27 protein-coding genes are annotated in these 25082 nt (G+C 42.4%); 20 read left to right on the forward strand and 7 right to left on the reverse strand.

Annotated features, from left to right (window positions below; translation table 11 throughout):
* Nucleotides 1-157 precede the first annotated feature (157 nt).
* Nucleotides 158-2092: a squalene--hopene cyclase gene (gene shc / locus V7K69_RS06265; protein WP_335032388.1), complete on the reverse strand. Its 1935-nt coding sequence runs from the start codon at nt 2090-2092 to the stop codon at nt 158-160.
* 119 nt (nt 2093-2211) lie between these two features.
* On the opposite strand from shc, the gene V7K69_RS06270 reads away from it, so the two are divergent.
* The 3 genes from V7K69_RS06270 (at nt 2212) to V7K69_RS06280 (ending at nt 4523) form a co-directional block, all read left to right on the forward strand.
* On the forward strand, nt 2212-3432 hold the full coding sequence (locus V7K69_RS06270) for a glycosyltransferase (protein ID WP_335032390.1): 1221 nt from the start codon (nt 2212-2214) through the stop codon (nt 3430-3432).
* 78 nt (nt 3433-3510) lie between these two features.
* Complete coding sequence (locus V7K69_RS06275) at nt 3511-3747, forward strand: hypothetical protein (protein WP_335032392.1); 237 nt, start codon at nt 3511-3513, stop codon at nt 3745-3747.
* Complete coding sequence (locus tag V7K69_RS06280) at nt 3744-4523, forward strand: nucleotidyl transferase AbiEii/AbiGii toxin family protein (protein WP_335032396.1); 780 nt, start codon at nt 3744-3746, stop codon at nt 4521-4523. The genes V7K69_RS06275 and V7K69_RS06280 overlap by 4 nt, the downstream gene beginning before the upstream one ends.
* A gap of 29 nt (nt 4524-4552) precedes the next feature.
* Here the strand turns inward: V7K69_RS06280 and V7K69_RS06285 are convergent, their stop codons facing one another.
* Nucleotides 4553-4903: an ArsR/SmtB family transcription factor gene (locus V7K69_RS06285; RefSeq protein ID WP_335032398.1), complete on the reverse strand. Its 351-nt coding sequence runs from the start codon at nt 4901-4903 to the stop codon at nt 4553-4555.
* Between the two features lie 80 nt (nt 4904-4983).
* On the opposite strand from V7K69_RS06285, the gene trxA reads away from it, so the two are divergent.
* From trxA to V7K69_RS06345, 12 genes are all read left to right on the forward strand, one after another.
* Entirely contained in the window at nt 4984-5307 is a 324-nt protein-coding gene (gene trxA, locus V7K69_RS06290; protein WP_335032400.1) for a thioredoxin, read from the forward strand.
* 165 nt (nt 5308-5472) lie between these two features.
* On the forward strand, nt 5473-6267 hold the full coding sequence (locus V7K69_RS06295; protein WP_335032402.1) for an SDR family NAD(P)-dependent oxidoreductase: 795 nt from the start codon (nt 5473-5475) through the stop codon (nt 6265-6267).
* A 362-nt stretch (nt 6268-6629) separates the two neighbouring features.
* Nucleotides 6630-7742, forward strand: coding sequence for an alkene reductase (locus tag V7K69_RS06300; RefSeq protein ID WP_335032404.1), 1113 nt, complete (start codon nt 6630-6632; stop codon nt 7740-7742).
* Between the two features lie 187 nt (nt 7743-7929).
* Nucleotides 7930-8595 carry a nitroreductase family protein gene (locus V7K69_RS06305; RefSeq protein WP_335032406.1) on the forward strand — a complete coding sequence of 222 codons (666 nt, stop codon included), beginning with the start codon at nt 7930-7932 and terminating at the stop codon, nt 8593-8595.
* A 265-nt stretch (nt 8596-8860) separates the two neighbouring features.
* The gene (locus tag V7K69_RS06310) at nt 8861-10159 is read left to right on the forward strand and encodes an MFS transporter (protein ID WP_335032408.1); all 1299 of its coding nucleotides are present in this window, start codon (nt 8861-8863) and stop codon (nt 10157-10159) included.
* Nucleotides 10160-10316: 157 nt separating this feature from the next.
* On the forward strand, nt 10317-10541 hold the full coding sequence (locus V7K69_RS06315) for a hypothetical protein (protein ID WP_335032410.1): 225 nt from the start codon (nt 10317-10319) through the stop codon (nt 10539-10541).
* Nucleotides 10541-10804, forward strand: a complete 264-nt coding sequence (locus V7K69_RS06320; protein ID WP_335032412.1) for a type II toxin-antitoxin system RelE family toxin — start codon at nt 10541-10543, stop codon at nt 10802-10804. The genes V7K69_RS06315 and V7K69_RS06320 overlap by 1 nt, the downstream gene beginning before the upstream one ends.
* Nucleotides 10805-10897: 93 nt before the next feature.
* Nucleotides 10898-11587 (forward strand): SDR family NAD(P)-dependent oxidoreductase, encoded by a 690-nt coding sequence (locus tag V7K69_RS06325; protein ID WP_335032414.1) that lies wholly within the window; start codon nt 10898-10900, stop codon nt 11585-11587.
* A 34-nt stretch (nt 11588-11621) separates the two neighbouring features.
* Nucleotides 11622-12389: a class I SAM-dependent methyltransferase gene (locus tag V7K69_RS06330; protein ID WP_335032416.1), complete on the forward strand. Its 768-nt coding sequence runs from the start codon at nt 11622-11624 to the stop codon at nt 12387-12389.
* A gap of 473 nt (nt 12390-12862) precedes the next feature.
* Nucleotides 12863-13948, forward strand: a complete 1086-nt coding sequence (locus tag V7K69_RS06335) for an ABC exporter membrane fusion protein (RefSeq protein WP_335032418.1) — start codon at nt 12863-12865, stop codon at nt 13946-13948.
* On the forward strand, nt 13945-15141 hold the full coding sequence (devC, locus tag V7K69_RS06340) for an ABC transporter permease DevC (protein ID WP_335032420.1): 1197 nt from the start codon (nt 13945-13947) through the stop codon (nt 15139-15141). Before V7K69_RS06335 ends, devC begins: the two co-directional genes overlap by 4 nt.
* Before the next feature lie 25 nt (nt 15142-15166).
* Nucleotides 15167-16312 (forward strand): ATP-binding cassette domain-containing protein, encoded by a 1146-nt coding sequence (locus V7K69_RS06345; RefSeq protein ID WP_335032422.1) that lies wholly within the window; start codon nt 15167-15169, stop codon nt 16310-16312.
* A gap of 31 nt (nt 16313-16343) precedes the next feature.
* Here V7K69_RS06345 and V7K69_RS06350 read toward each other — a convergent pair whose 3' ends face one another.
* Nucleotides 16344-17309: a class I SAM-dependent methyltransferase gene (locus V7K69_RS06350; protein ID WP_335032424.1), complete on the reverse strand. Its 966-nt coding sequence runs from the start codon at nt 17307-17309 to the stop codon at nt 16344-16346.
* 334 nt (nt 17310-17643) lie between these two features.
* Between V7K69_RS06350 and V7K69_RS06355 the strand changes: the two genes are divergently transcribed.
* The 3 genes from V7K69_RS06355 (at nt 17644) to V7K69_RS06365 (ending at nt 19557) form a co-directional block, all read left to right on the forward strand.
* Nucleotides 17644-18342, forward strand: coding sequence for a glutathione binding-like protein (locus tag V7K69_RS06355; RefSeq protein ID WP_335032426.1), 699 nt, complete (start codon nt 17644-17646; stop codon nt 18340-18342).
* 87 nt (nt 18343-18429) lie between these two features.
* Complete coding sequence (locus V7K69_RS06360) at nt 18430-18573, forward strand: hypothetical protein (RefSeq protein WP_335032428.1); 144 nt, start codon at nt 18430-18432, stop codon at nt 18571-18573.
* 126 nt (nt 18574-18699) lie between these two features.
* Nucleotides 18700-19557 carry a lysophospholipid acyltransferase family protein gene (locus tag V7K69_RS06365; RefSeq protein WP_335032430.1) on the forward strand — a complete coding sequence of 286 codons (858 nt, stop codon included), beginning with the start codon at nt 18700-18702 and terminating at the stop codon, nt 19555-19557.
* A 61-nt stretch (nt 19558-19618) separates the two neighbouring features.
* On the opposite strand, the gene V7K69_RS06370 is transcribed toward V7K69_RS06365, so the two are convergent.
* The 4 genes from V7K69_RS06370 to acs all read right to left on the reverse strand — a co-directional run bounded on the left by V7K69_RS06370 (nt 19619) and on the right by acs (nt 23993).
* Nucleotides 19619-19879: a MoaD/ThiS family protein gene (locus tag V7K69_RS06370; RefSeq protein WP_335032432.1), complete on the reverse strand. Its 261-nt coding sequence runs from the start codon at nt 19877-19879 to the stop codon at nt 19619-19621.
* A gap of 331 nt (nt 19880-20210) precedes the next feature.
* Complete coding sequence (locus V7K69_RS06375; RefSeq protein ID WP_335032434.1) at nt 20211-20969, reverse strand: Uma2 family endonuclease; 759 nt, start codon at nt 20967-20969, stop codon at nt 20211-20213.
* A 252-nt stretch (nt 20970-21221) separates the two neighbouring features.
* Nucleotides 21222-21902 carry a tetratricopeptide repeat protein gene (locus V7K69_RS06380; protein ID WP_335032442.1) on the reverse strand — a complete coding sequence of 227 codons (681 nt, stop codon included), beginning with the start codon at nt 21900-21902 and terminating at the stop codon, nt 21222-21224.
* A gap of 117 nt (nt 21903-22019) precedes the next feature.
* Nucleotides 22020-23993, reverse strand: a complete 1974-nt coding sequence (acs, locus tag V7K69_RS06385) for an acetate--CoA ligase (protein ID WP_335032436.1) — start codon at nt 23991-23993, stop codon at nt 22020-22022.
* A 232-nt stretch (nt 23994-24225) separates the two neighbouring features.
* Between acs and V7K69_RS06390 the strand changes: the two genes are divergently transcribed.
* Nucleotides 24226-24870, forward strand: a complete 645-nt coding sequence (locus tag V7K69_RS06390) for a restriction endonuclease subunit R (protein ID WP_335032438.1) — start codon at nt 24226-24228, stop codon at nt 24868-24870.
* Nucleotides 24871-24892: 22 nt separating this feature from the next.
* Complete coding sequence (locus tag V7K69_RS06395; RefSeq protein WP_335032440.1) at nt 24893-25030, forward strand: hypothetical protein; 138 nt, start codon at nt 24893-24895, stop codon at nt 25028-25030.
* The last annotated feature ends 52 nt before the right edge of the window (nt 25031-25082 follow it).

Here is a 25082-nt window from a genome sequence, read left to right on the forward strand (position 1 = left end):
CAGATGTCACAAGAACTCCATTAGTTTTATCTTCTTACTAGCTGTTCCTAACCTTATTAGGGGGTAAGACCCCCTATTCGCCAACAGCATCCTTTGAGAAGTCGGGGATCTTATTGTTCACAAATGATTTAAGACTGCTATAGTTTTAAGTTAATGATTATGGTATTTTCATCCTAAACATTGGGTTAATCACTGCTTGATAGCGACCTAGAGCAATTAAAGGAAAGTATTGTTGATACAGATGATACTTGAGATAAAAATGGCAGGGAAAGCCAGTACCTGTAAAGTCAGCCTCAAACCAAGTACCATCTGGCTTTTGAGTTGCCACTAGGTAGGCAATTCCCCGCTCGATCGCACCAAGAGCTAATTTACCAGTTGCTTCGTCTGCTGCCAAGAGGCCAATTAAAGCCCAAGCAGTTTGAGATGCAGTACTATTTCCTTTTCCTTTGAGACTGGGGTCATCATAGCTGCGGCAAGTCTCACCCCAACCCCCATCTAGGTTTTGACATCCAACTAACCAAGTTGCTCCTCGTTCTATACTGACTTTATGTCTTTGAGGATCAATCAACGCCAAGGCTGACAAAACGCCACTAGTGCCGTAAATATAATTTACACCCCAACGACCAAACCAACAGCCTTCGGTTTCTTGTTCGCGCAGAAGATAAGTTAGCGATCGCTCTAAATTATCACTATCAATTGACAAATCACAAGCACCAAGCATTTCTACGACTCTAGCCGTAACATCTGCGGTGTTTGGATCGATCATCGCTTTCAAGTCACCATAAGGGATAGAGTTAAGCCAATCTTGATCGTTATCCAAATCAAAGGCAGCCCATCCGCCTGGTTTACATTGCATAGATGCAATCCAGTTTACCGCCCGTGCGATCGCAGCCTGCTTAATTTTTTCATTGGGGAGTTTCGCTAAATGTAAAGCCATCACCACCACAGCCGAGTCATCGACATCGGGATAAAACCGATTGTCAAACTCAAAAGCCCAAGCCCCTGGTTTTCCTTGGCGATTTTTGACAGCCCAATCTCCGTAATCTAAAATTTGTTTTTGCAACAACCATTCTCCAGCTTGTACCACAGCCGGATCATCTGCTGCAAAGCCAGATTCTACTAAAGCACGCATCACCCAAGCTGTATCCCAAACGGGTGAAACACAAGGCTGTACCCGGTAGCTATCTTCTGTTTCAATAGCAAAGTTATCAATTGCTTGCAGACCTCTTTCCACAATCGGGTCGCTGCGGTCATAATCCAGACAGCGCAAAGCTAGCATTGAATTCAGCATCGCCGGAATAATGCCGCCCCAGTCGCCTGTAGCTTCTTGCCGTTCTAAAATCCATTTTTCGGCGGCTTTAACGCCTTCTTCACGGAAGGGGACTAAATTCAGGCTTTCTGCCCACTTGAATCCTTGATCAAGGGTGAGGAATAAATCTGTCCAATCGCCACTTTGGGGTAGTTCCCACCGGACTCGATCAACACCTTCAGCGTATAGCTCATCTAGATTGATAGTTGGATCAGTGATAAAAACAGGTTTGCGATCGCATACAATCAACAACGGTACAGTACTCGAACGCGCCCAACTAGACATTTCGTAGATATTGACTGGAAAAGCTTTAGGCAACAACATTATCCAAGGCGGTAGTGAGGGAATACCGCGCCAGTTGTAGCAGCCAATCAAGGCTAGGTGCAACTTAGTAAAAATCCGGGTTTTGCTAATACCACCCCGTTTGAGAATAAAAGCTTGTGCCCGAATCATCGCCGGATCGCTTGCTGGTACACCTAGCAGTCTCAGCGCCATGTAAGCTTCAACTGAAGTGCTAAGTTCTCCACCATCACCGTAATAAAGCTCCCAGCCGCCATGCTGTCGTTGCTCTTGACGCAGATATGCTTCAACTTTGTGCAAAGGTCTAGTTTCGTCTGTTCCCCAAATCTTATGCAAAAGGACGGCTTCAGAAGTGATGGTGACATTAGATTCTAACTCTGCCCACCAATAGCCTGCGGGATTTTGAATCGAAAGTAAATATTGTTGACTGGCTGCGATCGCTTCTGCAACTTGATTGACTTTTACCCTGTCTTGTGTTTGCATCAAATACTATCTAACCTCACACTCAACACTAGTTATGAATACGGCAATACTATGAAAAATTTTTCCTTTATTGGTAGACATAGTATTGTGTCTGAGTCACTGATAATTTGCAATAGGTCATGGATGTAATTGTATTAGGATTGACGCTCTTATCCTTGACAATTTGGTTAGGATTACTGTGTTTTTGGGGACAATTTTGGCGGACAGACCAGCAATTAGAGATGGGAGAAAGTCAACTACAATCGTTACCTGTGGTTTGTGCTGTGGTTCCGGCGCGTAACGAAGCTGAGTTAATACCAACCAGCTTGCGATCGCTCTTACTCCAAGATTATCCTGGTTCTTTCAACGTGTTTTTAGTAGACGATCGCAGTACAGACCAAACAGCAAATTTTGCCGAAGGGGTTGCACACGCTGTAGGTAAACCCCAACAATTGCATATTATCTCAGGCGAATCGCTGCCTACTGGTTGGTCGGGTAAACTTTGGGCAGTTGAGCAAGGTATAAAAAGCGCTAGTAAATTCGCACCTGACTATTTTTTACTGACCGATGCAGATATCGAACACGATCCGGGCAATCTTCGCCGACTCCTTGCAAAGGCTGTTCAAGAAGATTTAGACATGGTTTCGGTAATGGTACGACTTAGATGTGAGAGCTTTTGGGAAAAACTTTTGATTCCGGCTTTCGTGTTTTTCTTCCAAAAACTCTATCCTTTTCGCTGGGTGAATAATCCAAATAATCCCACCGCCGCCGCAGCAGGAGGTTCTATTCTGATCGCCCGTGAAGCTTTAGAGCGAATCGGAGGCATTCAAGTGATTCGCCAAGCTTTAATCGACGATTGCGCCCTAGCTCAGGCTGTTAAGAAGAGTGGGGGACAAGGGGACAAGGAGACAAGGGGAATAAACAAAATTCCTAGTCAAGGGCGTATTTGGTTAGGATTGAGTAGCTTGACTCACAGTCTACGTCCTTATGACTCGCTGGCGACAATTTGGGATATGGTTGCTCGTACTGCCTATACTCAACTAAATTATTCGCCATTGCTACTTTTGGGCACTTTGGTAGGAATGCCTCTGATTTATCTAGTTGCACCTGTGTGTGTAATTCTAGGTGTAGTTTGGGGTAATTGGGCGATCGCACTTACGGGTTTATTAGGATGGCTGTTGATGACTTTGGCTTACTACCCGACAATCCGCTTTTATAAATCTTCTCCTTGGTTTGCGTTGAGCTTGCCTGCGATCGCTTTTCTCTATACGCTGATGACTCTAGACTCAGCACTACGTCACTGGCAAGGGCGCGGCGGCGCTTGGAAAGGAAGAGTTTATCCCAGCCCAGATAATTTATAGTTAGAATAAGATTAAATGGTGGAATCCACAGTGCTAATCTAAATAAAAATAAGCCGCAAGTGGTTGATTAAAAGAGCTATGACAACCGCAACACGAACAAATAATCCTGTTATTGTCCCCAAAAAGCTGCCTTTTCTGGAGTCCATTTGTTGGCAAACTGCCGATGTGTATCGGTTTACTTCAGAAGAAATGCTGAGTCGCTACGAACGTGGCTGGCAGTATCACAATCTATTTAATAATCTTGAAGGTGAAGAACTAAATTTTCTTCAGGAACTCGCTAGACGCTATAAGTCCTGGTTGCAAGTTTGTTTATGAGTTTCAGGTTAGAACACCATAATCAAATTCTCACAGTTCTTGAATGCTTAGATACTGACATACTTATGAAGGGTTCTGCTTACTTCGGTGGCGGAACCCTTCTTGCATTTGAGTTTGAAGAATATCGCTGGAGTAAGGATATTGATTTTATTGCTTCTGTTGGTACAGAAGGCTATAAATATTTACGTACAGTAGTATTTGAGGGTGGGCATGAAGCATTATTTCGTGATTTAAGTAAAATCCAAGTTGGACGTAGTACAACTGACCAATATGGAATTCGGATGATAGTTTTTGTGGATGATATGCCGATTAAAACGGAAATTATTGCTGAAACTCGTTTTCAACTAGATCCACCAAGATATCCAAAATGGTCACTCGTTCCTTGCTTAAGCTTCAATGACTGTTTTACCTCTAAGCTACTGTCAAATTCTGACCGTTATGCAGATGACAGCGTTGAGGCAAGAGATTTAATTGATTTAGCAATTCTTAGGCTGCAATCTCCAATCCCTCAAGCATCAATTGATAAGGCTGAAAAAGCCTATCAGGTTATGCGCCCTTTGAAAAGAGCGATTGAACTCTTTCAAGGAAGACCTGATTACAGGGAGAAATGCTTTCTTAGCCTGCAAGTTGATCAAGCTCAGATACCCAAAATTCTTGATGGTATTGATTTACTCTCAACAGATTTAGGTTTATCTCACACTCCAAGGGCTTTTCAAGAACAACATGATATCTTGGCTGATTTAGAAACACAAATTAAAAAACAAGAAGATTCTTAAACAGATAGCGATCGCCCCATTCCCCATTCCTAAACCCTTGAAGCTGTTTGTTTATCACTCGCAGGACTCACAGGCAATGGTTGAGCGGCTTTCAATACTGCATCCAGCAACCCTGGAAACAGCACCTCTAAATCTTCACGCCGCAGTATGTTGATATGATGTGTCCCTTCTTTACGTGTAAAGACTATCCCCGACTCCCGCAAAATCTTAAAATGATTTGACATTGTAGACTTTGCGATCGCAAAATCAAACTGGGCACAGCATTGTTCCCCCTCAGTCGCCAACAGCCGCACAATCTCTAGCCGCACTGGATCGCCCAGTGCATACAACACTCCCGGTAAAGAAATATTTTTTCTATCTGGATGATAAAGAAATTTCATAGTTGCATTATCTCATCAAGTGGCATATATTTTTATTATTCGATATTATCGAATAATAGAATTAATTAGGAGGGCAATTTATGTCATCCATTACAAATGTCACAGAAGCCACATTCAAGCAAGAAGTCTTGGAAAGTGATATTCCAGTCTTAGTAGACTTTTGGGCCCCGTGGTGTGGCCCTTGCCGGATGGTGGGGCCAGTAGTCGATGAAGTTGCTGCCGAATACGAAGGACAGGTGAAATTTGTGAAGCTGAACACAGATCAGAATCCTACTGTCGCCAGCCATTATGGAATTCGCAGCATCCCGACGTTGATGGTTTTTAAAGGAGGTAGGCAGGTCGATACTGTCGTAGGGGCAGTTCCAAAAACCACATTGAATAAGACCTTAGCACAGCATCTTTAAATCTAGGTACTGTTATGAGACGCATTTAGTTTGCAGTCTTCTCTAATCAAGGGAGACAGGAGTCAGAATACACCTGACTCCTGTACAGACGCGATTAATCGCGTCTCTCCCCACTCTTGACTTCTGACTCCTGAATTCTGTTTCAACTAACGGGGAAAGAGCAAAATGGACTTGAAATTGCATGGTAAATCCGCGCTAGTTAGTGGCTCAACCGCAGGTATTGGTTTGGCTACAGCCCAAGCGCTAGCTCAAGAAGGTGCATCAGTGATTGTCAACGGTCGATCTGAGGAAAGAGTAGCCCAAGCGATCGCTAAAATTGAACAAAGTACACCTGAAGCGAAAGTTTCTGGTGTTGTTGCTGACACAAGTACTGCATCAGGGGTAGAGCAACTCTTTCAAAAAGTTCCTCACGTTGATATCCTCATTAATAATGTGGGTACTTATGAGCCAAAAACCTTCTTTGATATTACCGATGAAGACTGGTTAAACATATTTCAGGTTAACGTTCTCAGTGGAGTCCGTTTAAGTCGGCAATATCTGCAAAAGCAGCTAGAGCAAAACTGGGGGCGGATAATCTTTATCTCCAGCGAATCTGCGATTCAGATCCCAGTGGAAATGATTCACTATGGCACAACTAAGACAGCGCAACTTGCCATTGCCAGAGGTCTAGCAGAAATGACTGTCGGGACTGGAGTCACGGTAAACTCCGTCCTCCCCGGGCCAACCCGCTCAGAAGGAGTTGAAGACTTTATCACCAACCTGGCGCAGGAACGTGGGATTAGTCCAGCAGAAGTTGAGACTGAGTTTTTTCAAAATGTGCGTCCAAGTTCCCTAATCAAACGCTTTGCAACTAATGAAGAAGTAGCAGCGATCGTAGTTTACCTTTCTAGTCCCGTAGCTTCAGCAACTAATGGTGCAGCTTTGCGGGTAGATGGTGGTGTGATTCGATCGATTGTTTAGTGAATGAACTGCACGCAAAATTGGGTATTGGCAAGACTTTTTTGTTGTTTTCAAGACTATTTCTTTTTAGAAATAAACCGCCCATAACTAAAGTTTTTGAGTACCTTAAAACGGACAATAACCTTTTCTTAGTGGTCTTTAGAGACTTTCGCTATTAGACTGAGAATTTATCGAGGAAGACAGGAGATAGGCTAAATGAGAATAGCATAGCCCTGCCCTTATTCCCCTTATCTTCAATACGATTCGGTTAAGGTAAGAGACGCGATAAATCGCCGTCTCTACAAAGGACTGATTATTGTAAAGACGGCGATTTATCGCGTCTGGGGTTTTGAACTTTGAATTTTGAATTGGAGCAAAATAACATGACGAGTGATATCAACTTATTCTCTTCTTACCAATTAGGTAATTTGGAACTCCCAAATCGGATTGTGATGGCACCCTTAACCCGAAACCGAGCCAGTGAGGGAAACGTACCATACGAACTGAATGCTACTTACTACGCTCAACGTGCTTCCGCCGGACTGATTATTTCTGAAGCTACACAGGTAACTCCTGAAGGACAAGGCTATCCTGCTACACCAGGAATTCATTCGTCAGAACAGATAGAAGGATGGAAATTAGTCACTGATGCCGTACATCAGGAGGGAGGAAGAATTTTCCTGCAACTATGGCACGTAGGCAGGATTTCCCATCCTGACTTACAACCGAATGGAGCTTTACCTGTGGCACCTTCTGCCATTACTCCTAAAGGTGAGGCATCAACTTATGAAGGGCCAAAACCTTATGTTACACCCCGTGCTTTAGAAACTTCAGAAATACCGCAGATAGTAGAACAATATCGTCAGGGAGCGGCAAATGCTCTAGCGGCTGGGTTTGATGGGGTAGAAATTCACTCAGCTAATGGTTATTTAATAGATCAATTTCTCCGCGATCGCACCAATCAACGTACAGATAAATATGGCGGTTCCATTGAGAATCGCACCCGATTCCTATTGGAAGTGACAGAGGCGGTAACTAGTGTGTGGGATTCTAACAGAGTCGGGGTTCGTTTCTCCCCTAGTGGGACTTTTAACGATATCGGTGATTCCAATCCCCTAGAGACATTCGGTTATGCAACTCAAGCGTTGAACCAGTTTAATTTGGCATATCTGCATATTTATGAGGCAACAGAAGCAGATATCAGACATGGCGGGATAATTGTACCCACCAGTCATATCCGCGATCGCTTTACAGGTACACTCATTGTCAATGGTGGTTATACCCGTGAAAAAGGCGATGCAGTGCTGGCAAGCAAAGCAGCAGATTTAGTTGCCTTTGGCACATTATTTATATCAAACCCAGATTTACCCCGACGCTTGGCTTTAAATGCACCATTAAATGAAGCAAATCAAGCAACCTTTTATGGTGGCGGTGAAGAAGGATATACAGACTATCCATTTTTGGCAGCTGCGAATGAGGCGGTAGCTAAGGCGTAATTCGTAATGGGCTACACCCCGCTACGCTGTTTTCATGCCCAAAGGGCTGTACGTAATTCGTAATTGTGACTTTTGTTCGGAAACAAGGAATAATTTTTATTTTTGTTTCATGAATAAATAGATTCATTTGTATCCTAATTAGGAATTACGAATTATTTGGTCATAACTCAACTATCAGGAGAATCTCATGAGTTCCATCACCCAAACCATACCTTTAGATGTACCTAGTGCGATCGCTCAACGTCGTTCAATCAAAACTTTTAAAGCAGACCCCGTTGCCCCGGAACTGCTCAAGCAACTGGTAGAATTGACCGTGGCAGCTCCCAGTAGCTTTAATATGCAAGACTGGCAAATTATTCTTGTGCAAGACGAGGCGCAAAAGGCAGCATTATCAGCAGCATCGTGGAATCAACAGCAAATCGTCCAAGCACCTGTAACCTTCGTCTTTGCTGCCGATCCTACCGTAGGCGAAAGAGACTTAACCCCAATTTTTGAGCGGGCAACTGAGACTGGAGCATGGAATGAAGGCACGGTAAACTACTTTAAAAGCGCCATCCCACAATTTCAAGCTACGTTAGGCGACAAGCGACGCGAATATGCGATCAAAGATGCCATTATTGCCGCGACTCATTTGGTGTTAGCAGCAGAAAGTTTGGGATTATCCACTTGTTTTATGAACGGTTGGGTTGAGGATCAGGTAAAACAAGTGATTGGTGCTGGGGATAATCCAGATTTAGCGATCGCTGTTGTTGTTCCTGTTGGCTATGCAGCCGAACCACGCTTAAATCCAGGTCGTTTACCATTCTCCTCCAACGTTTCTGTGGATAGAATCGGTAATCCTTATGCAGGGTAGATTTCTCTAAATTGGGAATGGGGAATAGGGAATAGGGAATAGGGAATATGGGAATAGGGAATGAGTCTTTAATACTCGCCAACGAGTCTTTTATACTCGTGAATGAGTCTTTGATACTCGCCAACGAGTCTTTTATACTCGTGAATGAGTCTTTGATACTCGCCAACGAGCCTTTTACACTCGTGAATGAGTCTTTGATACTCGCCAACGAGCCTTTTATACTCGTGAATGAGTTTTTGAACCTGCTCCCCCTGCCTCCCCAACCATGTCCCTACCCTCCTTCCTAGCGCGTCGTTCGTTCCACTATAGCTGGATCGTAGCTGGCTTAACATTCCTAGCCTTGCTCGTTGCAGCCGGAATTCGTTCTGCTCCCGGAGTTTTTATAGTGCCTCTCGAACAGGAGTTTGGCTGGAGTAGAGCAACTATATCTTTGGCAATTTCAATTAACTTAGTACTTTACGGGTTGATTGGCCCTTTTGCCGCCACAGTTATGGAGCGAATCGGCATTCGCCGGATGATGGTGTTCTCCCTTGCTGTGATTGCTCTTGGGGTCGGTTTAACTACTTTGATGTCAGCATCTTGGCAGCTAGTTTTGCTGTGGGGTGTAGTTGTCGGTTCTGGTAGCGGAGTTATCGCCCTGGTTTTGGGCGCTATTGTTGTCAATCGCTGGTTTTCTGAAAAGCGGGGTTTAGTTCTCGGCATCTTAACCGCCAGTACTGCCACAGGACAACTGGTGTTTTTGCCGATGCTGGCCTCAATAGCCGATCGCTTTGGATGGCGAACTGCGGCTTTAGCTCTTACTGGTGCAGCACTTTTAATTATTCCAGCGATCGCAGCCTTTATGCGCGATCGTCCGGCAGATGTCGGTTTGCGACCCTTTGGCGACAACAGCGAAACTGTAGAAATATCACAGCCTAGAGCAAATTCCATCGCCTCTACCCTCAACGCCCTCTGGCTGGGAATGCGTAAACGCGATTTCTGGCTGTTATTTGGGAGCTTTTTTATCTGTGGTGCTAGCACAAATGGGTTAATTGGAACTCATCTAATTCCCGCTTGTATTGACCACGGTATCCCTGAAGTCAAAGCTGCGGGACTTTTGGCAATCATGGGGCTATTCGATTTTTTTGGAACTACTATGTCCGGTTGGCTATCTGATCGATGGAACAATCGCTACTTATTATGCTGGTATTACGGACTGCGGGGTTTGTCTTTGATTTTCTTACCCTTCAGTTTCAACTTTTCCTTCTATGGACTTTCTATTTTCGCCGTCTTCTATGGACTTGATTGGATTGCTACCGTACCACCGACAGTCCGGCTTGTTGCCAATGCCTTTGGTAAAGAAAATGTCGGCGTAATGTTCGGTTGGATTGTCGCAGGACACCAGCTTGGTGCAGCCACAGCAGCATTCGGAGCCGGAGTGTTAAGAACTTGGACGGGTAGCTATGTACAAGCGTTTATTTTATCAGGTATTCTCTGTCTGATTGCCGCAGTTGGTGTACTCCAAATTGGTCAAACTCCCACTAAAGGCGATTCACAACTATCTTCAGTTACGCTCAATTCTTAATTTATAGCTGATATGTACCTTCATTTCATCAAATAAATCCTTTGGTTCATAACGCTCTCGCAGTAGAAACATATTGACACTATTATATGAAAAGTGGTTCCTAGCCTCACAAATTTGATAAAGTGTCAAAAGAATTAATTGTAGAGGATGAGTAAAAATGAAAACCGAACACGAACGTGAACAACTAATTAAAGATATTAACGTACTGCTAAATCAAGCTTATGACAGTACTTTAGATGAGATTTACGCTCTATTAAAACGTATAGATGATGAAGAAGATGAAGAAGATATAAAAGCTATTAGAGAAGCTAGAGAAGATAGACGCATCAATGGTACTGTGTCTTGGGAGGAATATAAAGGATATGAAAAAGAAACTGCGTAATGTATCAAATTGAATTTACTAAGGGTGCAATAAAACAACTAAATAAACTCCCAAGTAACATTAAAAACCGCATCGATTCAAAAATTTTAAATTTATCTACAGAACCTCGTCCCAACGGGGTTAAAAAATTAAAAGATGAAGAAAATACTTATCGTCTTCGAGTCGGTGAGTACCGAGTAATTTATGAAATATATGACGATATTTTGTTAATAAGTATAATTAAAGTAGGGCATCGTAGTAAGGTTTATGAAGATGAAAGTTGACATACAAGACAAACTAAGAGCTTTTGACTATCCATCTCGACCAATATATATAAAATGCCTTAACTGTTAATCCTAATAAGGAGAATTAAATTTATGGCAACAACAGCTTTAATTGTCGGCGCAGGTAGTGGATTGAGTGCTTCTTTAGCCCGCCTATTTGCCAAAGAAGGATTCACCGTAGCTTTAGCGGCTCGTCAAATTGAAAAACTCACTCAATTGACTACTGAAATTGACGCAGTTAGTTTTGCTGCTGATGTCTCAAAGCCAAATGAAGTAGAACAACTATTTATTGATATTGATAATAAAATTGGTTCCCCGAATGTTGTTGTTTACAATCCCAGTTTTCGAGTGCGGGGGCCTCTTGTTGATTTAGATCCTGGTGAGGTGGCAGAAACCTTAGATGTAACTGCTTATGGTGGCTTTCTCGTTGCTCAAGCTGCTACCAAAAGGTTTTTGCAGCTTGGCGGTGGTGCTATATTTTTTACTGGAGCCTCAGCGAGTATTAAGGGTTATGCTCAGTCTGCTCCCTTTGCAATGGGTAAATTTGCACTACGAGGTTTAGCTCAGAGTATTGCTAGAGAATTAGCACCAAAAAATATTCATGTCGCGCATTTCGTGATTGATGGGGCAATTCGTTCAGCAGTTCGCCAAGATCCAGTAGATAATCCTGATAGTACTCTTGACCCAGATGCGATCGCTCAAACTTATCTCAGTATTCTACGCCAGCCCCGCAGTGCTTGGACTTATGAAGTAGAACTACGTCCTTGGGTAGAGAACTTCTAGCCTAGACAATTGTTACAAAAATGGTTTTGCAGGTATGAAAATTGATTTTGGTGCAACTGCTGTTGATTACGCAAAACACCGCGCTGGTTTTCCCAGTTCATTATTCAACAAACTGTCTGAATATGGTATAGGTTTACCAGGACAGAATATTGTTGACCTTGGTACAGGGACAGGAACGCTAGCGCGAGGCTTTGCTGATAGAGGTGCTTATGTAATTGGCATAGATCCATCAGCATCACTTTTAGAACAAGCGAGACAGTTAAGCGAATCAATCCAAATCAAAGTAGATTATCGAGTCGCAACTGCTGAAAATACCGAGTTACCAGATGCAAGTGCTGATGTAGTTACTGCTGGACAATGTTGGCATTGGTTTGATCGTCCCCGTGCTGTCCAAGAAATTACTCGGATATTGAGAAAAAATGGCTCAATTGCGATCGCTCATTTTGATTGGATACCTTTAAAAGGTAATGTAGTTCAAGCTACAGAACAATTGATCAAGGCTCATAATCCCGCCTGGAATCTGGGCGGCGGTAATGGCTTGTATCCCTTGTGGTTACAAGATATTGGCGAAGGAGGATTTCGAGAAATCCGCACATTTTCTTACGATGTATTTGTACCTTATACACACGAGGCTTGGCGGGGACGAATTCGTGCTAGTGCCGGTGTGGGAGCCAGCTTGACACCAGAAAAAGTAGAAGTATTTGACCAAGAATTGGCGACATTACTCGAAGCAAGATATCCTACACCAATTCTTGAAGTTCATCATAGAGTTTGGGCTGCGATCGCCAAGTCACCGCTATAAAAAAATATAATTGTCGCTGCCATATTCAAGCTTTACCGTTGGGCATTGCATAAATACGGGATAAATTGGCAGTTGAAACCATTAAAAATCCAAATTGGGCGAAATCATCCCATAATTCAGCAACACTTACAGTTAAATGAGCGTTCTTCATTTGATGGGGAAAATTGTAGATTTTTAGCACCGCCAAATACAATACTTTTCGGTTAAAGGGGAAAGGGAAAGGGTTTGAATTTTCCTTTCCCCAGACCAAAAGAGAGATTATTGGGTTTAACCGAAAGTATTGCCGCCAAACAAAGACTAGAATTTTCAATCACTTTATTACTGACTCGGTTTTTTGCTGAAGTCAGTAATAAAGTGATTGCCAGTAACAATAGCAACAGTATATATTGTAAGGATAAAACTTTTCCAGTCTTACTTTATCAAGGTCAATTTGACTTTTAGCCTATATATAGCAACAGTTTTATCCTCTAACTATGACACATTTATTCATTCGTGGTGACAACAGTAAAAATACCATACAATCCGTACTTATAACTACAATTGCTTTAAGTGGAATAGCCGTTAGTGGGGTGATGGTGTATCGGATGATGGGGACGAGTGAAGCAGTTAAACCTCAGCCAGTGGTTGTAACTCCAGTGATGCAAGCGGTGACGGCTTTGGGGCGTGTGGAACCAGAAGGAGAAGTGATTCAAGTCTTTCCAGCTTCTTCAACGGAATCGGCCCGCATCCAACAGCTACGGGTAAAGCAAGGGGATTGGGTGAAGGCGGGGCAAGTGCTTGCAGTGTTGGATAATTATACTCGTCGTCTGGCGACTGTGAAGACGGCACGAGAAGAGGTGGAAGTAGCCCAAGCGCGATTAATGCAGGTACGATCGGGACCGAAACAAGGAGATTTACAGGCTCAACAAGCAGCGATCGCTCGTCTGGAAGCGGAATTGAAAAATGCTCAGGTGGAGGAGTCACGCTATCGCAGTTTGTACCATGAGGGAGCGGTTTCAGCTTCGCAGTACGATAGCAAACGCTTGGGGATGGAAGCAGCACAACGACAGGTAAATCAAGCTCGTGCCTCTTTGAATAGTTTGGCAGAAGTGCGCCTAGTAGATGTGCAGTTGTCTCAGGCGGAGGTGAAACAGGCCAAGGCCAAGGTGGTGCAAGCTCAGGCGGAATTGGACTTAAGTGTGGTGCGATCGCCCCGAACTGGACAAATCCTCAAGGTGCAAACGTTTCCCGGTGAAATGGTGGGGACGAAAGGCATCGTCAGTTTAGGTAATACGATGCAAATGGTGGTAGTAGCAGAGGTTTACGAAACAGATATCTCTAAAATACATCTCGGACAAACAGCAATTATTACCAGTCCCAGTCTCACTAAACCGCTCTTGGGGAAAGTATCCCAAGTAGGTTTAGAAATTGGTAAACGCGATGTCTTAGATACCGATTCTGCAACAGATGGGGATGCTCATGTAATCGAAGTAAAAATTCGCCTGGATCGAAAAAGTAGCCAGGTTGTAGCAGGAATGACGAATCTGAAAGTTGATGTATCGATAAGGCTTGAAGAATGATCAGACGTTTTGTAATTGAAATTCAAAAAATTCCCATCGCCTGGTTGCAATTGAGATATCAACGCAATCAAACTATTGCTGGAATTGTGGGGATTTTTTGCATTACATTTCTCATTTTTATGCAACTAGGACTGAGAAATGCTTTTTTAGAAGGGGCGTTGCAATTACCTTTAAATTTTAATGCAGATATTATTTTAGTTAGCTCTCTCTCTTCAACTGTATTACAACCAGTAACTTTTTCCTCCAGACCTTTATATCAAGCACTAGGGTTAAAGAGCGTTGAATCTGTCGCACCACTTTATATTACTTCAACCCAATGGTACGACAGAAATGAGTCTCTTTATCGGATTAGAGTGAACGTCATCGGCATTCCTTCTAATATCCAAACACTAAATCTCCCTGGACTTCAAGATAATATTGAAAAACTAAACAAGGAAAAATTTGCTTTATTTGACCGGAATGCCAGAAATGAATTTAGTCCCATCATTACTGAATTCAAAGAAAAAGGAGAATCATCAGCAGAGGTTTTAGCCGGAACTACTGGCTCATTACAAAAAGTTAGAATTGTTGGGCTTTTTGAATTAGGAGTGAATAATGCTTATGATGCTAGCTTTATCATCAATCCAATAACTTTTAGTCAATTGTTTGGACGCAGCCTCACAAAAATAGATGCTGGCTTAATTAAATTAAAACTAGATGCCAATATACAGCAAACTGTTGAGCAATTAAGAAGTTATCTTCCAGCAAATATTAAAGTTTTCTCAAAATCGGAACTAATTACAAGAGAAAAGATATTTCACGAAAGTAATTCACCGATGGGCTTTATCTTCCGGTTTATTTTGATTGTCGCCGTAATTATCAGCATTTTTATTTTATATCAAATACTTTATGTAAAGGTTACGCATAATCTTGCCAACTATGCAACCTTAAAGGCTCTTGGGCTTAGTCAAAAATCTCTAGTTTCTATAGTTTTTCAAGAGGCAATATTTTTAGTGATTGCCGGATATATCCCAGGGGCAATAATATCATGTCTGGCTTATGATTACCTAGTTAAAGTTACAAAGATATTTATCAAAATGACTGTAGAATCAGCGTCTTTTGTTCTAGGATTAGTCTGCATGATTTGCCTAATATCAGCAGGGCTGTCCTTACTAAAGGTTAAAGATGCAGATCCAGTTGACGTTTTTAAGTAAATTTAATTGATTGATTTCCTAGAGTATGACTCAAGTAATAACCATTAAAAAGCTGGATCATTATTATCAGGAAGCTAAAAATAAAAAACAAATTCTATTTGGAATTGATCTAGATATTTACCCAAAAGAAGTTGTGATTTTAACTGGGGCATCTGGTTCTGGAAAAACAACGCTACTATCTCTAATTGGCTGTATGCGTTCTGTTCAAGATGGTAGCCTGAAAGTGCTGAATCACGAATTGAAGGGAGCCAACGAAATCCAGCGAATGCAAATTCGGCGAGGAATCGGTTATGTTTTTCAGCATTTTAACTTACTGGATTTTATGACTGTCCAGCAGAATGTGATGGTTTCTTTGGAATTACAGGATAATTTCACGCCTGAACAAGCCAGAAGCCAAAGTACGGAAATCTTGAAAGCAGTGGGGTTAGGGCAGCATTTGAATGCTTATCCAAGGGATCTTTCTGGGGGGCAAAAACAACGTGTTGCGATCGCCCGTGCCCTTGTTCACCGCCCTCGATTACTTCTGGCCGACGAGCCGACATCCGCTTTAGATCGGCAAACAGGACAAGAAGTTACCGAACTGATGACGACACTAGCGAAAGAACAAGGAAGTGCGGTTTTTATTGTTACTCACGACAGTCGGATCTTTGGGGCTAGCGATCGCATCGTGCGTATGGAAGATGGCAAACTTGATGTGGACTATGAGGGTCAGCTATCTGTTGCTTTACCAACCTTAACGGATAAACAATTAATTCAGTTAATTCCCAGGTTAAAAATGTTGACCTTCCAGCCTGGTGAAATTGTTATCCGCCAGGGTGAAGTCGCTGATAAATTCTATATCTTGATTGAAGGGGAGGTAGAAGTCATTCAAGAGTTTTCAGGTTTGGAATCAAAATTATTAAAAACATTGGGGCCTAATAACTATTTTGGTGAAATAGGATTACTGCACGAAACCAAGCGTACAGCAACTGTCCGGGCAGCAAATGACGCAGCAATCAAAGTTATTGCCATTGAGCGTTCCGATTTCCATGAAATAGTCGTCAGTTCAAAAATGACTCATGCACTTTTGGACTACCAAGCAATAAAATTGTTCTATCAAGACGAGCTACAAGGGCATGATGAATTGAAGCTCTATGTTTCATCAGAAAAAGCCACGACTAGCGACACATAGCTAGTCGCTAGTCGTTGCTGATAATACAAAGTTAGTTGCCCTTGATAGGTTTGATTCTAGCGATCGCTTGTAGTAACATTTTTGGCAGCCAGAAAAAATAACAATATAGTTGTTTTGCCTGACTATAAAGCGAGAATAATTTTGCTTCACTCAATAAAGTATATGGTCGAACTGCTCTGAGAAGTTCTGCAAATTTATCTTCAGTCGCAGTTTTAACTGAACCACTGACAAAATAACCTTGTAAATGTGGAGGTAAGGGCCAGTTAATTTTAGGATCTGGCTGATGTATTACAGGCTCAACATTTCCCCGCCATGCAACTCCCATAATTTGCATAGTTTGATACACCATCGTGTTCCATCCTTTGTCTCTGAAGTAATCCAAGCCTTGTCCTACATCAGGAGAAGCCAAATCATGAAATAAAATTAAAGCATCTGCTTCTGCAAATTGTTCGCAAATAATTGCATCATTGAGCGGAGCTGGTGCTTCGTGATTACCATCTATAAATATCAATGACCATTGACGTTGAAATTTATTTGCTATCTCTTCTACTTTTTGAGGGCTGCATCCTGGTATTAGATTCACAGACTCCTTTACGCCTGCCGACTTTAGTGAGTCTGTAACGCTTTCATTAAATAATTGTTCGGATAGCATCGGATCAATTACATCTAACTCCACCCCTCCTAGAGCTAGGTGACAAGCTGACCATCCCATCCAGCAACCGATTTCTAAAGCTTTTTTCCCCCGAAATTTTAAGGCTGTATTGTATAAAATATGAGCTTCATCTCTGCTCACAAATCCTACTTTTTGCCGTCGTTTATCTACATACCAGTTATGAGTAATATCCCGCCGTAAATAAAGCCAAAAAGAATCATATTTATTTCCTAAAATTATATTGGGAAAATAGGAATCTGGCTGGATAGTGGAAAATCCTGATGATACATAATCTCCTTTTGGCAATAAGTTTCCTTCAATCACTTTGACTGTCTTTTCACTCATAAGTTACTCTCTAAGTATTTGAAATTCTAGGTTGTGGGGTTACAATTCAACTGGTTGCAGCGATAGCGTACCCCTGCGGGGGATCTTGCTACACGCAGCGTCTCGTAGAAAGTAACACCGCTTTGATAATCGGGACTGGGACTGTGAATACATTCCAAAATTTGGGAAGGGTTAAAGCCCCGAACATAATTTTTAACTTCTTACTCAATCCCCAATCCCTTTTACTTTTCATCGTTTTTGTCCTCTTTTTTTCAGATTTTGTGATAAATCAGAAAAAAAGAGATGTCTGCACCATTCACTTAAAAAGAATCGCACAATTTTAGGACAAATAACCATGATCGATCTTTATTATTGGACAACCCCAAACGGTCATAAAATTACGATTTTCCTGGAAGAAGTCGGCTTGCAATATACCATAAATCCTGTGAATATTGGAGCTGGAGATCAATTTAAGCCCGAATTTTTGAAGATTTCTCCTAACAATCGTATCCCTGCGATCGTTGACCACGAACCAGTAGATGGAGGTGCGCCGATTTCGGTATTTGAGTCTGGGGCAATCTTGCTATATTTGGCAGAAAAAACCGGGAAATTAATCCCGCAAGATTTACGCCAACGCACTCAAGTTTTAGAATGGTTGTTCTGGCAAATGGGTGGACTAGGGCCAATGGCAGGGCAAAATCATCACTTTAGTACTTATGCTCCCGAAAAAATTGAATATGCCATTAACCGCTATGTGAATGAGACGGGACGCTTATATGGAGTGCTGAATAAGCAACTAGCAGATAGAGAATTTGTGGCTGGCGATTATTCCATCGCCGATATTGCTGCTTATCCCTGGATTGTGCCCTATGAACGCCAAAGTCAGAATCTAGAGGATTTTCCTCACCTCAAGCGCTGGTTTGAGACAATTAAAGCTCGTCCGGCAACAATTCGTGCCTACGAGAAAGCAGAAGCATTGAAAACTCAACCACTTGATCCAGATAAGTCACGAGACTTGTTATTTAACCAGTCGGCGAAGACTATTCAACCTTGAGCATTCTAGGCTTGAATAAGAATTCAGAATTTAGAATGGGTGTAGCCTATTCTAAATTCTGTTTGATAAAACAATTAAGAGGATTGTGTGGACTGGTTAGCACCGGAAGCACGAGATACAGCTGTTTCGCTGTTTATAGCTTTTTTGTTAGACAGGGAATCGGCGCAGCAGTATTTGGTAGGATTGTGGATAACTTCGGCTACATCTATTGTTTTATTCTGGTTGGTATAGCGATCGCTCTGTTATGTGTTTGGCTACTCCAGCAAAAGCAATACAGCACTTGAAAGTCAAGTTAATTTAGTTTTAATTCAAGACTTGCCGCGTCTCCCGAAGTTCCGATCTTGTTAAAATGTATCGATGTCAAAAAAGCAACATCTCTTAAAGAAAAAACCCGGTTGGTCTTTGGATGAGCGAGATCCAAAGTTCATAGAATCTCTGATGCCTTTATTAGGCTTTTTCTATAAGTACTATTTTCAAGTGCAAACTAGTGGCTGGGAAAATATTCCATCCCAAGAAAAAGCCTTATTTGTCGGTTCGCATAATGGGGGACTCGCGGCTCCCGATATGGGAATGGTGATGTATGACTGGTTCAAACGATTTGGTGCCCATAAACCCGTTTATGGTTTAATGCATCCCAAGGCTTGGCAGGTTAGCCAACCACTAGCGCAACTAGCTGCCAAGGCTGGAGCAGTCATAGCTCATCCGAAAATGGCTTATACTGCATTGCACTCTGGGGCTAGTGTGTTGGTTTATCCAGGTGGAGCCGAAGATGTGTTTCGACCGCATTATCTACGTAACAAAATCTACTTTGCAGGGCGACAAGGATTTATCAAGTTAGCATTGCGAGAAAATGTGCCGATTGTACCTGTGATTTCCTGGGGCGCTCACGATACGCTGATTATACTGGCTGACTTATACAAAGTTGTGCAGCAACTCCACGAATGGGGAATGCCTTGGCTGCTTGGAATTGATCCAGAAGTTTTTCCAATTTATCTCGGACTACCTTGGGGATTAGCAATTGGCCCATTGCCCAACATTCCATTACCTGTGCCCATGTACACACGGGTTTGTCCGCCGATTGTATTTGAACGCTATGGTAGAGAAGCAGCTAGCGATCGCCACTATGTTAATGAATGTTATGAATTAGTTGTGAGTCAGATGCAGCAAGAGTTAGATAATTTAGTTAAGGTAACTGCGGAATCGAATAGTAGGTGAGGAGACAGGAGATAAGAACTTACTTTCAATCTGCTGTAATACCTAACTCCTAACTATTTTTCTAGCCGCCGCTAACTGGTGGAATCAATACGACTTCATCCCCATCTTGTAATAGGGTATCTGGTTCAACAAATATTAAATTAATCCCGAAGCGGGTGATGTCTCGCCATTGGGAAAGTTCAGGGTGTTCGGCTATGAGGCGATCGCATACTGCTTTGACTGGCATACTATTAGGAAATTCCAGTACCAGTTCTGAAACCTGAAAGGCTTCTTGATAAGCAGCGAACAATTTAACGGTAACGGTGATTGCAGATTTAGACATACAATATGCTTTGGCAGTACCAGCAAGTAGTTTAATACTTGACAAGCACCCTGAACTCTTGGGCTTAATTATACATTAATAACTAGCAAAGTTGTTTTATAGAAGAAAGGCAGGAGGCAGAGGGCAGAGGGCAGAAGGAAGAAAAGGTACAAACCTTACTGCGTCCCGCTCCGCTAACGCCCGCAAGTGGCGCGAAAAATTAAAAACATTCTTTGCGAGATGCGTAGCACGAGAACATATTCGTCCGTTTCATACCTCTTCCCTTTATGGGAGATGTTTCCCTTCTGCCTCCTGCCTTCTGCCTTCGTTGATTAGTAGATAATTATGTTTCCTAATCCAGCATTTCTGGAGCAATTCCTAAAGCGTTGAGTTGTTCAGCAGAGAGAGTACGCAATTTCTCTACAATTCTCTCCCGCTTTTGTCGCTCAATCACAGCTCGTTCCTCACCCGTTAGCAGTAAATTTCCTTGTGTATCCCACCAGCGCAACCAAGGTAAATCTGCATTCTGATAAAATCCTTGCCAGATTCCTAACTCTACACCCATAGGAACAATTGGGTAATGTCCTCGTTCATTGGGTTGCATTTGTTCATAAGTATTATCGATTAGGTGGTAAACTTCCACTCGCGCTTTTGCTACTTCATAAATTCCATAATAAGGCACTCGAATTGCCTGCTCATAAACCCAAAACTTACCAACATTTCCACCTTCCCCTTGAGATGGCGGTGTGTTATTTCGTTCTTCTGAACCATCTCCAGAGACAAATTCAATCACAATTAGGGGTGCAACATACTCTTTCCACAGCACATAAGAACGCCGCATTTTACCGTCAAGGGTCGGCGGTACATTGGGTACATAAAACCAGTCTGGTGCTTCAGCCCCTTTCTCAGGAGGATCTGTCAATCGCCAGTAAATACCAGAATCTTGTCCGATACAATATTGACCGTCAGGATGAAGTTTTTCTAAAACAGGTTTAATTGAATCTGTAATTAAAATGCTTTGCGGATGCTCCTGAAGATTTTTCACAAATGTACCATCTGAGTCTGGTAACTGGGTGTGGTCAGGTAAAGTTAATGCCGATAGGGAAGTCATAGGCTTTAACCGAAGGTCTCTATGATTCTCATTGTAAATTATGATTTTGTATACTATTGAAAGTTGGTGCTTTTTTTATATTACAACTACAATACATTGCATAAAAGTAATCAATCAGATTTTAAGAAAAAGTTGATAATATGCGAAAATTTATTTGGTAAAAGAAGTAAGTAACAATTTAGGGTGCGTTAAATTTTAGCAACACACCCTACATGTTACAATATCTTACAGCATTACTCTACCTGCTGATTCTCAGGAAACACTAGGATCTTCAGCAGTTTTGATCTCTTTTAAAATTCGTTCTACTTGGTTAACTTTTTCACCTCTATTCTGTGATTTGAAAATATTTAAAGCTTTTTCTAAAGAAGATAGCGCCTCGTCTTTTTTATTTGTTTGCCACAATGCTAGTGCAAAATTAGTCAGCCCTTCGCCATAATTAGGATTAATTTCCAGAGCTTTTTTATATTCAGTAATTGCTTCTTCCCAGCGACTTTGGCTTGCGTAAACCATACCGATCGCATTATAAGCTAGAGCGTATTTTGACTGAAGACGAATGGCTTCTTGATATGCGCTAATTGCTTCTTCTGGCTTCTTTTGCCGAAAAAGCACATTTCCCAGTTGAAAGTGTCCAAAGGCATCGTCTGGGAATTTTTTAATTAACTTGCGGAAATTTTCCTCTGCACCTGTTAAGTCTCCCTGATTAAATAAAGCATTGGCTTGTTGCAGCATCTGCGATCGCTCTGATGGCCCTGTGTCTGAAAACTGGGCTAGTTTTTGTGGTTGTCTCTGTGCATCCTGTTCTGGTGGATGCAAAGAAACTTTTCCAGAAACCGCTAACGCTAATGGTGATAAACTAATTACAGTTAGAATACTCAGCATCATGCAGCTAAAAGGTTGAAAAAATGCTGATTTGGTTTTGCTCTTCAGCTTCATCGCCCTCAATGCCTCAATAATGTTCTTATGTCCATCATAAAATGTGGGTGCGTTAGGTGAAATAGACCACAAGTAGGAACGCACATCTGTGCATCCCTACAAGGTGAATTGAATTAATTACGTACCTTCCCGCAATTTATCTAATACGCTTCTATCTTCTAATGTTGAAGTATCACCAGATACCTCTTGCCCAGCAGCTAGATTTCGCAATAAGCGCCGCATAATTTTACCCGATCGCGTTTTGGGCAAAGCGTCAGTAAAGCGAATTTCTCCCGGACGGGCGATCGCACCAATTTCTTTGACGACGTGTAGCTTGAGTTCTTTACTCAGTTCATCACTTCCCTGATAAGTACCTTCTAAAGTCACAAAAGCAACTACTTCTTCACCTTTGAGTTCATCCGGCTTACCCACTACCGCCGCTTCTGCAACGGCTGGATGAGAAACTAAGGCTGATTCTACTTCCATTGTACCAAGGCGATGTCCTGATACATTCAGTACGTCATCCACACGACCCATTACCCAGAAGTAACCGTCTTCATCGCGTCTAGCGCCATCACCAGCAAAGTAAGTATAGTTACCATCTTGGGGTGGAATGTGTTCCCAATAAGTACGGCGGAAGCGTTCTGGATCGCCGTAGACTGTCCGCATCATTCCTGGCCACGGATGGCGCACTGCTAGATAACCGCCTTCGTTATTGGGTACGCTGTTTCCTTCCAAATCCACGACATCTGCAATAATTCCGGGGAAGGGAAGAGTTGCGGAACCGGGTTTGGTGGGAATTGCCCCTGGTAGCGGTGTAATCATGATACCGCCTGTTTCTGTTTGCCACCAAGTATCAACAATTGGACAGCGATCGCCACCAATTACTTTCTGATACCACATCCAAGCTTCTGGGTTAATGGGTTCGCCGACGGTTCCTAATAAACGCAACGAAGACAGGTTTCGTGCATTGGGATGGTGTTCGCCCATTTTAATAAATGCCCGAATTGCCGTAGGTGCAGTATAAAAAATATTAACGCCGTATTTTTCAATTACATCCCAGAAACAGCCAGGATTAGAAGCACGAGGCGCACCTTCATACATCACCGTCGTTGCACCGTTGGAAAGTGGGCCGTAGACAATGTAACTGTGTCCCGTAATCCAGCCTACATCTGCGGTACACCAGTATACATCCGTATCTTGGAGGTCGAATATCCACTTGGTGGTGATGTGGGTATACAGATTATAACCAGCAGTTGTATGCACTACGCCCTTCGGTTTGCCGGTGCTACCAGAAGTGTAGAGGACAAACAGCATATCTTCACTGTCCATCGGTTCGGCAGGACAATCGGCTGATACTCCTTTTTGTAAATCATGCCACCAATGATCGCGTCCGCCCAACTGCATATAAGTTTCTTGTCCGGTGCGCTTGACAACGAGGACATTTTCGACACTAGGAACAGCACCATCAGCTAAGGCTTTATCTACCTGTTCCTTGAGAGGAACGATCGCATCTTTGCGCCAACCACCATCAGCCGTGATTACTAATTTAGCTGTAGCATCAATTAAGCGATCGCGCAAAGCTTCGGCACTAAAACCACCAAATACCACACTGTGGGGTGCGCCAATTCGGGCACAGGCTAACATGGCGATCGCCGCTTCGGGAATCATCGGCATATAGATTCCAACGCGATCGCCTTTTTGGACACCCAGTTGCTTCAATACATTGGCAAACTGGCAAACTTCTCGATGCAATTGGGCATAAGTGAGGGTACGCGAATCACCTGGTTCTCCTTCCCAAATCAAGGCTGCTTTATTTTTGCGCCAAGTAGTGAGATGTCTGTCAAGACAGTTGTAAGAAATATTCATCTTACCGCCAACAAACCACTTCGCAAAAGGCGGTTGCCAATCTAATACTGTGTCCCATTTTTGGAACCATTCTAATTCTGTTCCAGCCAAATCTGCCCAAAATTGCTGTGGATCGGCTTTGGCTTTGTCATAGAGACGCTGATAGTCTTCTAGGCTTTTGATATGGGCGTTCTGCGAGAATTCACTAGGAGGATAGAAGAGGCGATTCTCTTGAAGGATTGATTCGATATTTGGTTCTGACATGGTTAGTTACGAGTGCGATCGCTATTATTACTAAAAACTATTCTTAGGCCAGTTGTGCTAGACGGTGTTTAGATTTTCGTTAAGCTAGGTAGAAATTGCCGAGTTATTTAGTTTACATTCATTTTCATCTACCAAAACCAAGCGCTCAAGAAATGTAAAGACGTTACATTGCAGCCTCTCTACCGTGAATGTTGCAAAATATAAGTAGTCTTGACAAACAACGCCTGAAACTATGACGCTAACCGTCGAAGCTAGCAGCCTATGTCTCAACGATGTTCATCGCTTTCTTAAACTCGAAGAACTTTCCAACGGTTCATTCACAAATTTTTTCAGTCTAGAACCACTGTCTGAGTTTGAACAGCAGGATTTATTGCGAATCAGAAATGACTTCGATTGTTACTTAAATGCAAGGAAAATTTCTGAAGGGCTGGTTAAATTTATAACATTCGCACCTTTGATTCGGTTAGCAGGGTTTTACGATGTACCGATTCGGTTGACAATGGAAGATAGCATTGCGATCGCTGTCGAAGATGAAGACAGAAGAATTACCGGACGGATGGATATTTTAGCAATCAACAGCTTTCAAAGTAATATTGCACCGCCATTTTGGGTTGTAGTAATTGAAACAAAAAACAGTGCGATTGAAGTGGGTGAAGGTTTACCTCAATTACTGACTTATGCTTTTAAGAGTTTAGAGCAACAACCATCTGTTTGGGGAGTGGTAACTAACGGACTACGTTATCAATTTGTTCATCTAAGACATGACGAGCAGTCAAATTATCAGTTAATGCCATTATTAAGTTTAAACGAATCTCCAGATGCAATAGAGTTATTGCAAGTTTTCAAAGCCATCTGCAAGTTACCAAATTTTCAGTAAATAAATTGCGGAGCGATCGCTGATGTCTGAACCTGCTACCGTAGAATTGATCGCTAATGGTATTTCAGAAGACAAAGTTATTTTTCCTCCTGGCGATATACTGAGTAACGAACCACCCTTAGAGCCTGTCAAGAAACAACTTTTACATGTTGAAGTATAGATGTTATGCTAAAACTATGAAAAAAGCTAACAGGAACGAGTAGGTAAATACT

The sequence above is a fragment of the Nostoc sp. genome (assembly GCF_036917775.1).
In the GTDB taxonomy this organism is placed as follows: Bacteria; Cyanobacteriota; Cyanobacteriia; order Cyanobacteriales; family Nostocaceae; genus Nostoc.

Bases quoted from the DNA above. Each gene is read 5' to 3' on its own strand.
- shc (WP_335032388.1), bottom strand. From the start codon at position 2,092: ATGCAAACACAAGACAGGGTAAAAGTCAATCAAGTTGCAGAAGCGATC.
- V7K69_RS06270 (WP_335032390.1), top strand. From the start codon at position 2,212: ATGGATGTAATTGTATTAGGATTGACGCTCTTATCCTTGACAATTTGG.
- V7K69_RS06275 (WP_335032392.1), top strand. From the start codon at position 3,511: ATGACAACCGCAACACGAACAAATAATCCTGTTATTGTCCCCAAAAAG.
- V7K69_RS06280 (WP_335032396.1), top strand. From the start codon at position 3,744: ATGAGTTTCAGGTTAGAACACCATAATCAAATTCTCACAGTTCTTGAA.
- V7K69_RS06285 (WP_335032398.1), bottom strand. From the start codon at position 4,903: ATGAAATTTCTTTATCATCCAGATAGAAAAAATATTTCTTTACCGGGA.
- trxA (WP_335032400.1), top strand. From the start codon at position 4,984: ATGTCATCCATTACAAATGTCACAGAAGCCACATTCAAGCAAGAAGTC.
- V7K69_RS06295 (WP_335032402.1), top strand. From the start codon at position 5,473: ATGGACTTGAAATTGCATGGTAAATCCGCGCTAGTTAGTGGCTCAACC.
- V7K69_RS06300 (WP_335032404.1), top strand. From the start codon at position 6,630: ATGACGAGTGATATCAACTTATTCTCTTCTTACCAATTAGGTAATTTG.
- V7K69_RS06305 (WP_335032406.1), top strand. From the start codon at position 7,930: ATGAGTTCCATCACCCAAACCATACCTTTAGATGTACCTAGTGCGATC.
- V7K69_RS06310 (WP_335032408.1), top strand. From the start codon at position 8,861: ATGTCCCTACCCTCCTTCCTAGCGCGTCGTTCGTTCCACTATAGCTGG.
- V7K69_RS06315 (WP_335032410.1), top strand. From the start codon at position 10,317: ATGAAAACCGAACACGAACGTGAACAACTAATTAAAGATATTAACGTA.
- V7K69_RS06320 (WP_335032412.1), top strand. From the start codon at position 10,541: ATGTATCAAATTGAATTTACTAAGGGTGCAATAAAACAACTAAATAAA.
- V7K69_RS06325 (WP_335032414.1), top strand. From the start codon at position 10,898: ATGGCAACAACAGCTTTAATTGTCGGCGCAGGTAGTGGATTGAGTGCT.
- V7K69_RS06330 (WP_335032416.1), top strand. From the start codon at position 11,622: ATGAAAATTGATTTTGGTGCAACTGCTGTTGATTACGCAAAACACCGC.
- V7K69_RS06335 (WP_335032418.1), top strand. From the start codon at position 12,863: ATGACACATTTATTCATTCGTGGTGACAACAGTAAAAATACCATACAA.
- devC (WP_335032420.1), top strand. From the start codon at position 13,945: ATGATCAGACGTTTTGTAATTGAAATTCAAAAAATTCCCATCGCCTGG.
- V7K69_RS06345 (WP_335032422.1), top strand. From the start codon at position 15,167: ATGACTCAAGTAATAACCATTAAAAAGCTGGATCATTATTATCAGGAA.
- V7K69_RS06350 (WP_335032424.1), bottom strand. From the start codon at position 17,309: ATGAGTGAAAAGACAGTCAAAGTGATTGAAGGAAACTTATTGCCAAAA.
- V7K69_RS06355 (WP_335032426.1), top strand. From the start codon at position 17,644: ATGATCGATCTTTATTATTGGACAACCCCAAACGGTCATAAAATTACG.
- V7K69_RS06365 (WP_335032430.1), top strand. From the start codon at position 18,700: ATGTCAAAAAAGCAACATCTCTTAAAGAAAAAACCCGGTTGGTCTTTG.
- V7K69_RS06370 (WP_335032432.1), bottom strand. From the start codon at position 19,879: ATGTCTAAATCTGCAATCACCGTTACCGTTAAATTGTTCGCTGCTTAT.
- V7K69_RS06375 (WP_335032434.1), bottom strand. From the start codon at position 20,969: ATGACTTCCCTATCGGCATTAACTTTACCTGACCACACCCAGTTACCA.
- V7K69_RS06380 (WP_335032442.1), bottom strand. From the start codon at position 21,902: ATGAAGCTGAAGAGCAAAACCAAATCAGCATTTTTTCAACCTTTTAGC.
- acs (WP_335032436.1), bottom strand. From the start codon at position 23,993: ATGTCAGAACCAAATATCGAATCAATCCTTCAAGAGAATCGCCTCTTC.
- V7K69_RS06390 (WP_335032438.1), top strand. From the start codon at position 24,226: ATGACGCTAACCGTCGAAGCTAGCAGCCTATGTCTCAACGATGTTCAT.
- V7K69_RS06395 (WP_335032440.1), top strand. From the start codon at position 24,893: ATGTCTGAACCTGCTACCGTAGAATTGATCGCTAATGGTATTTCAGAA.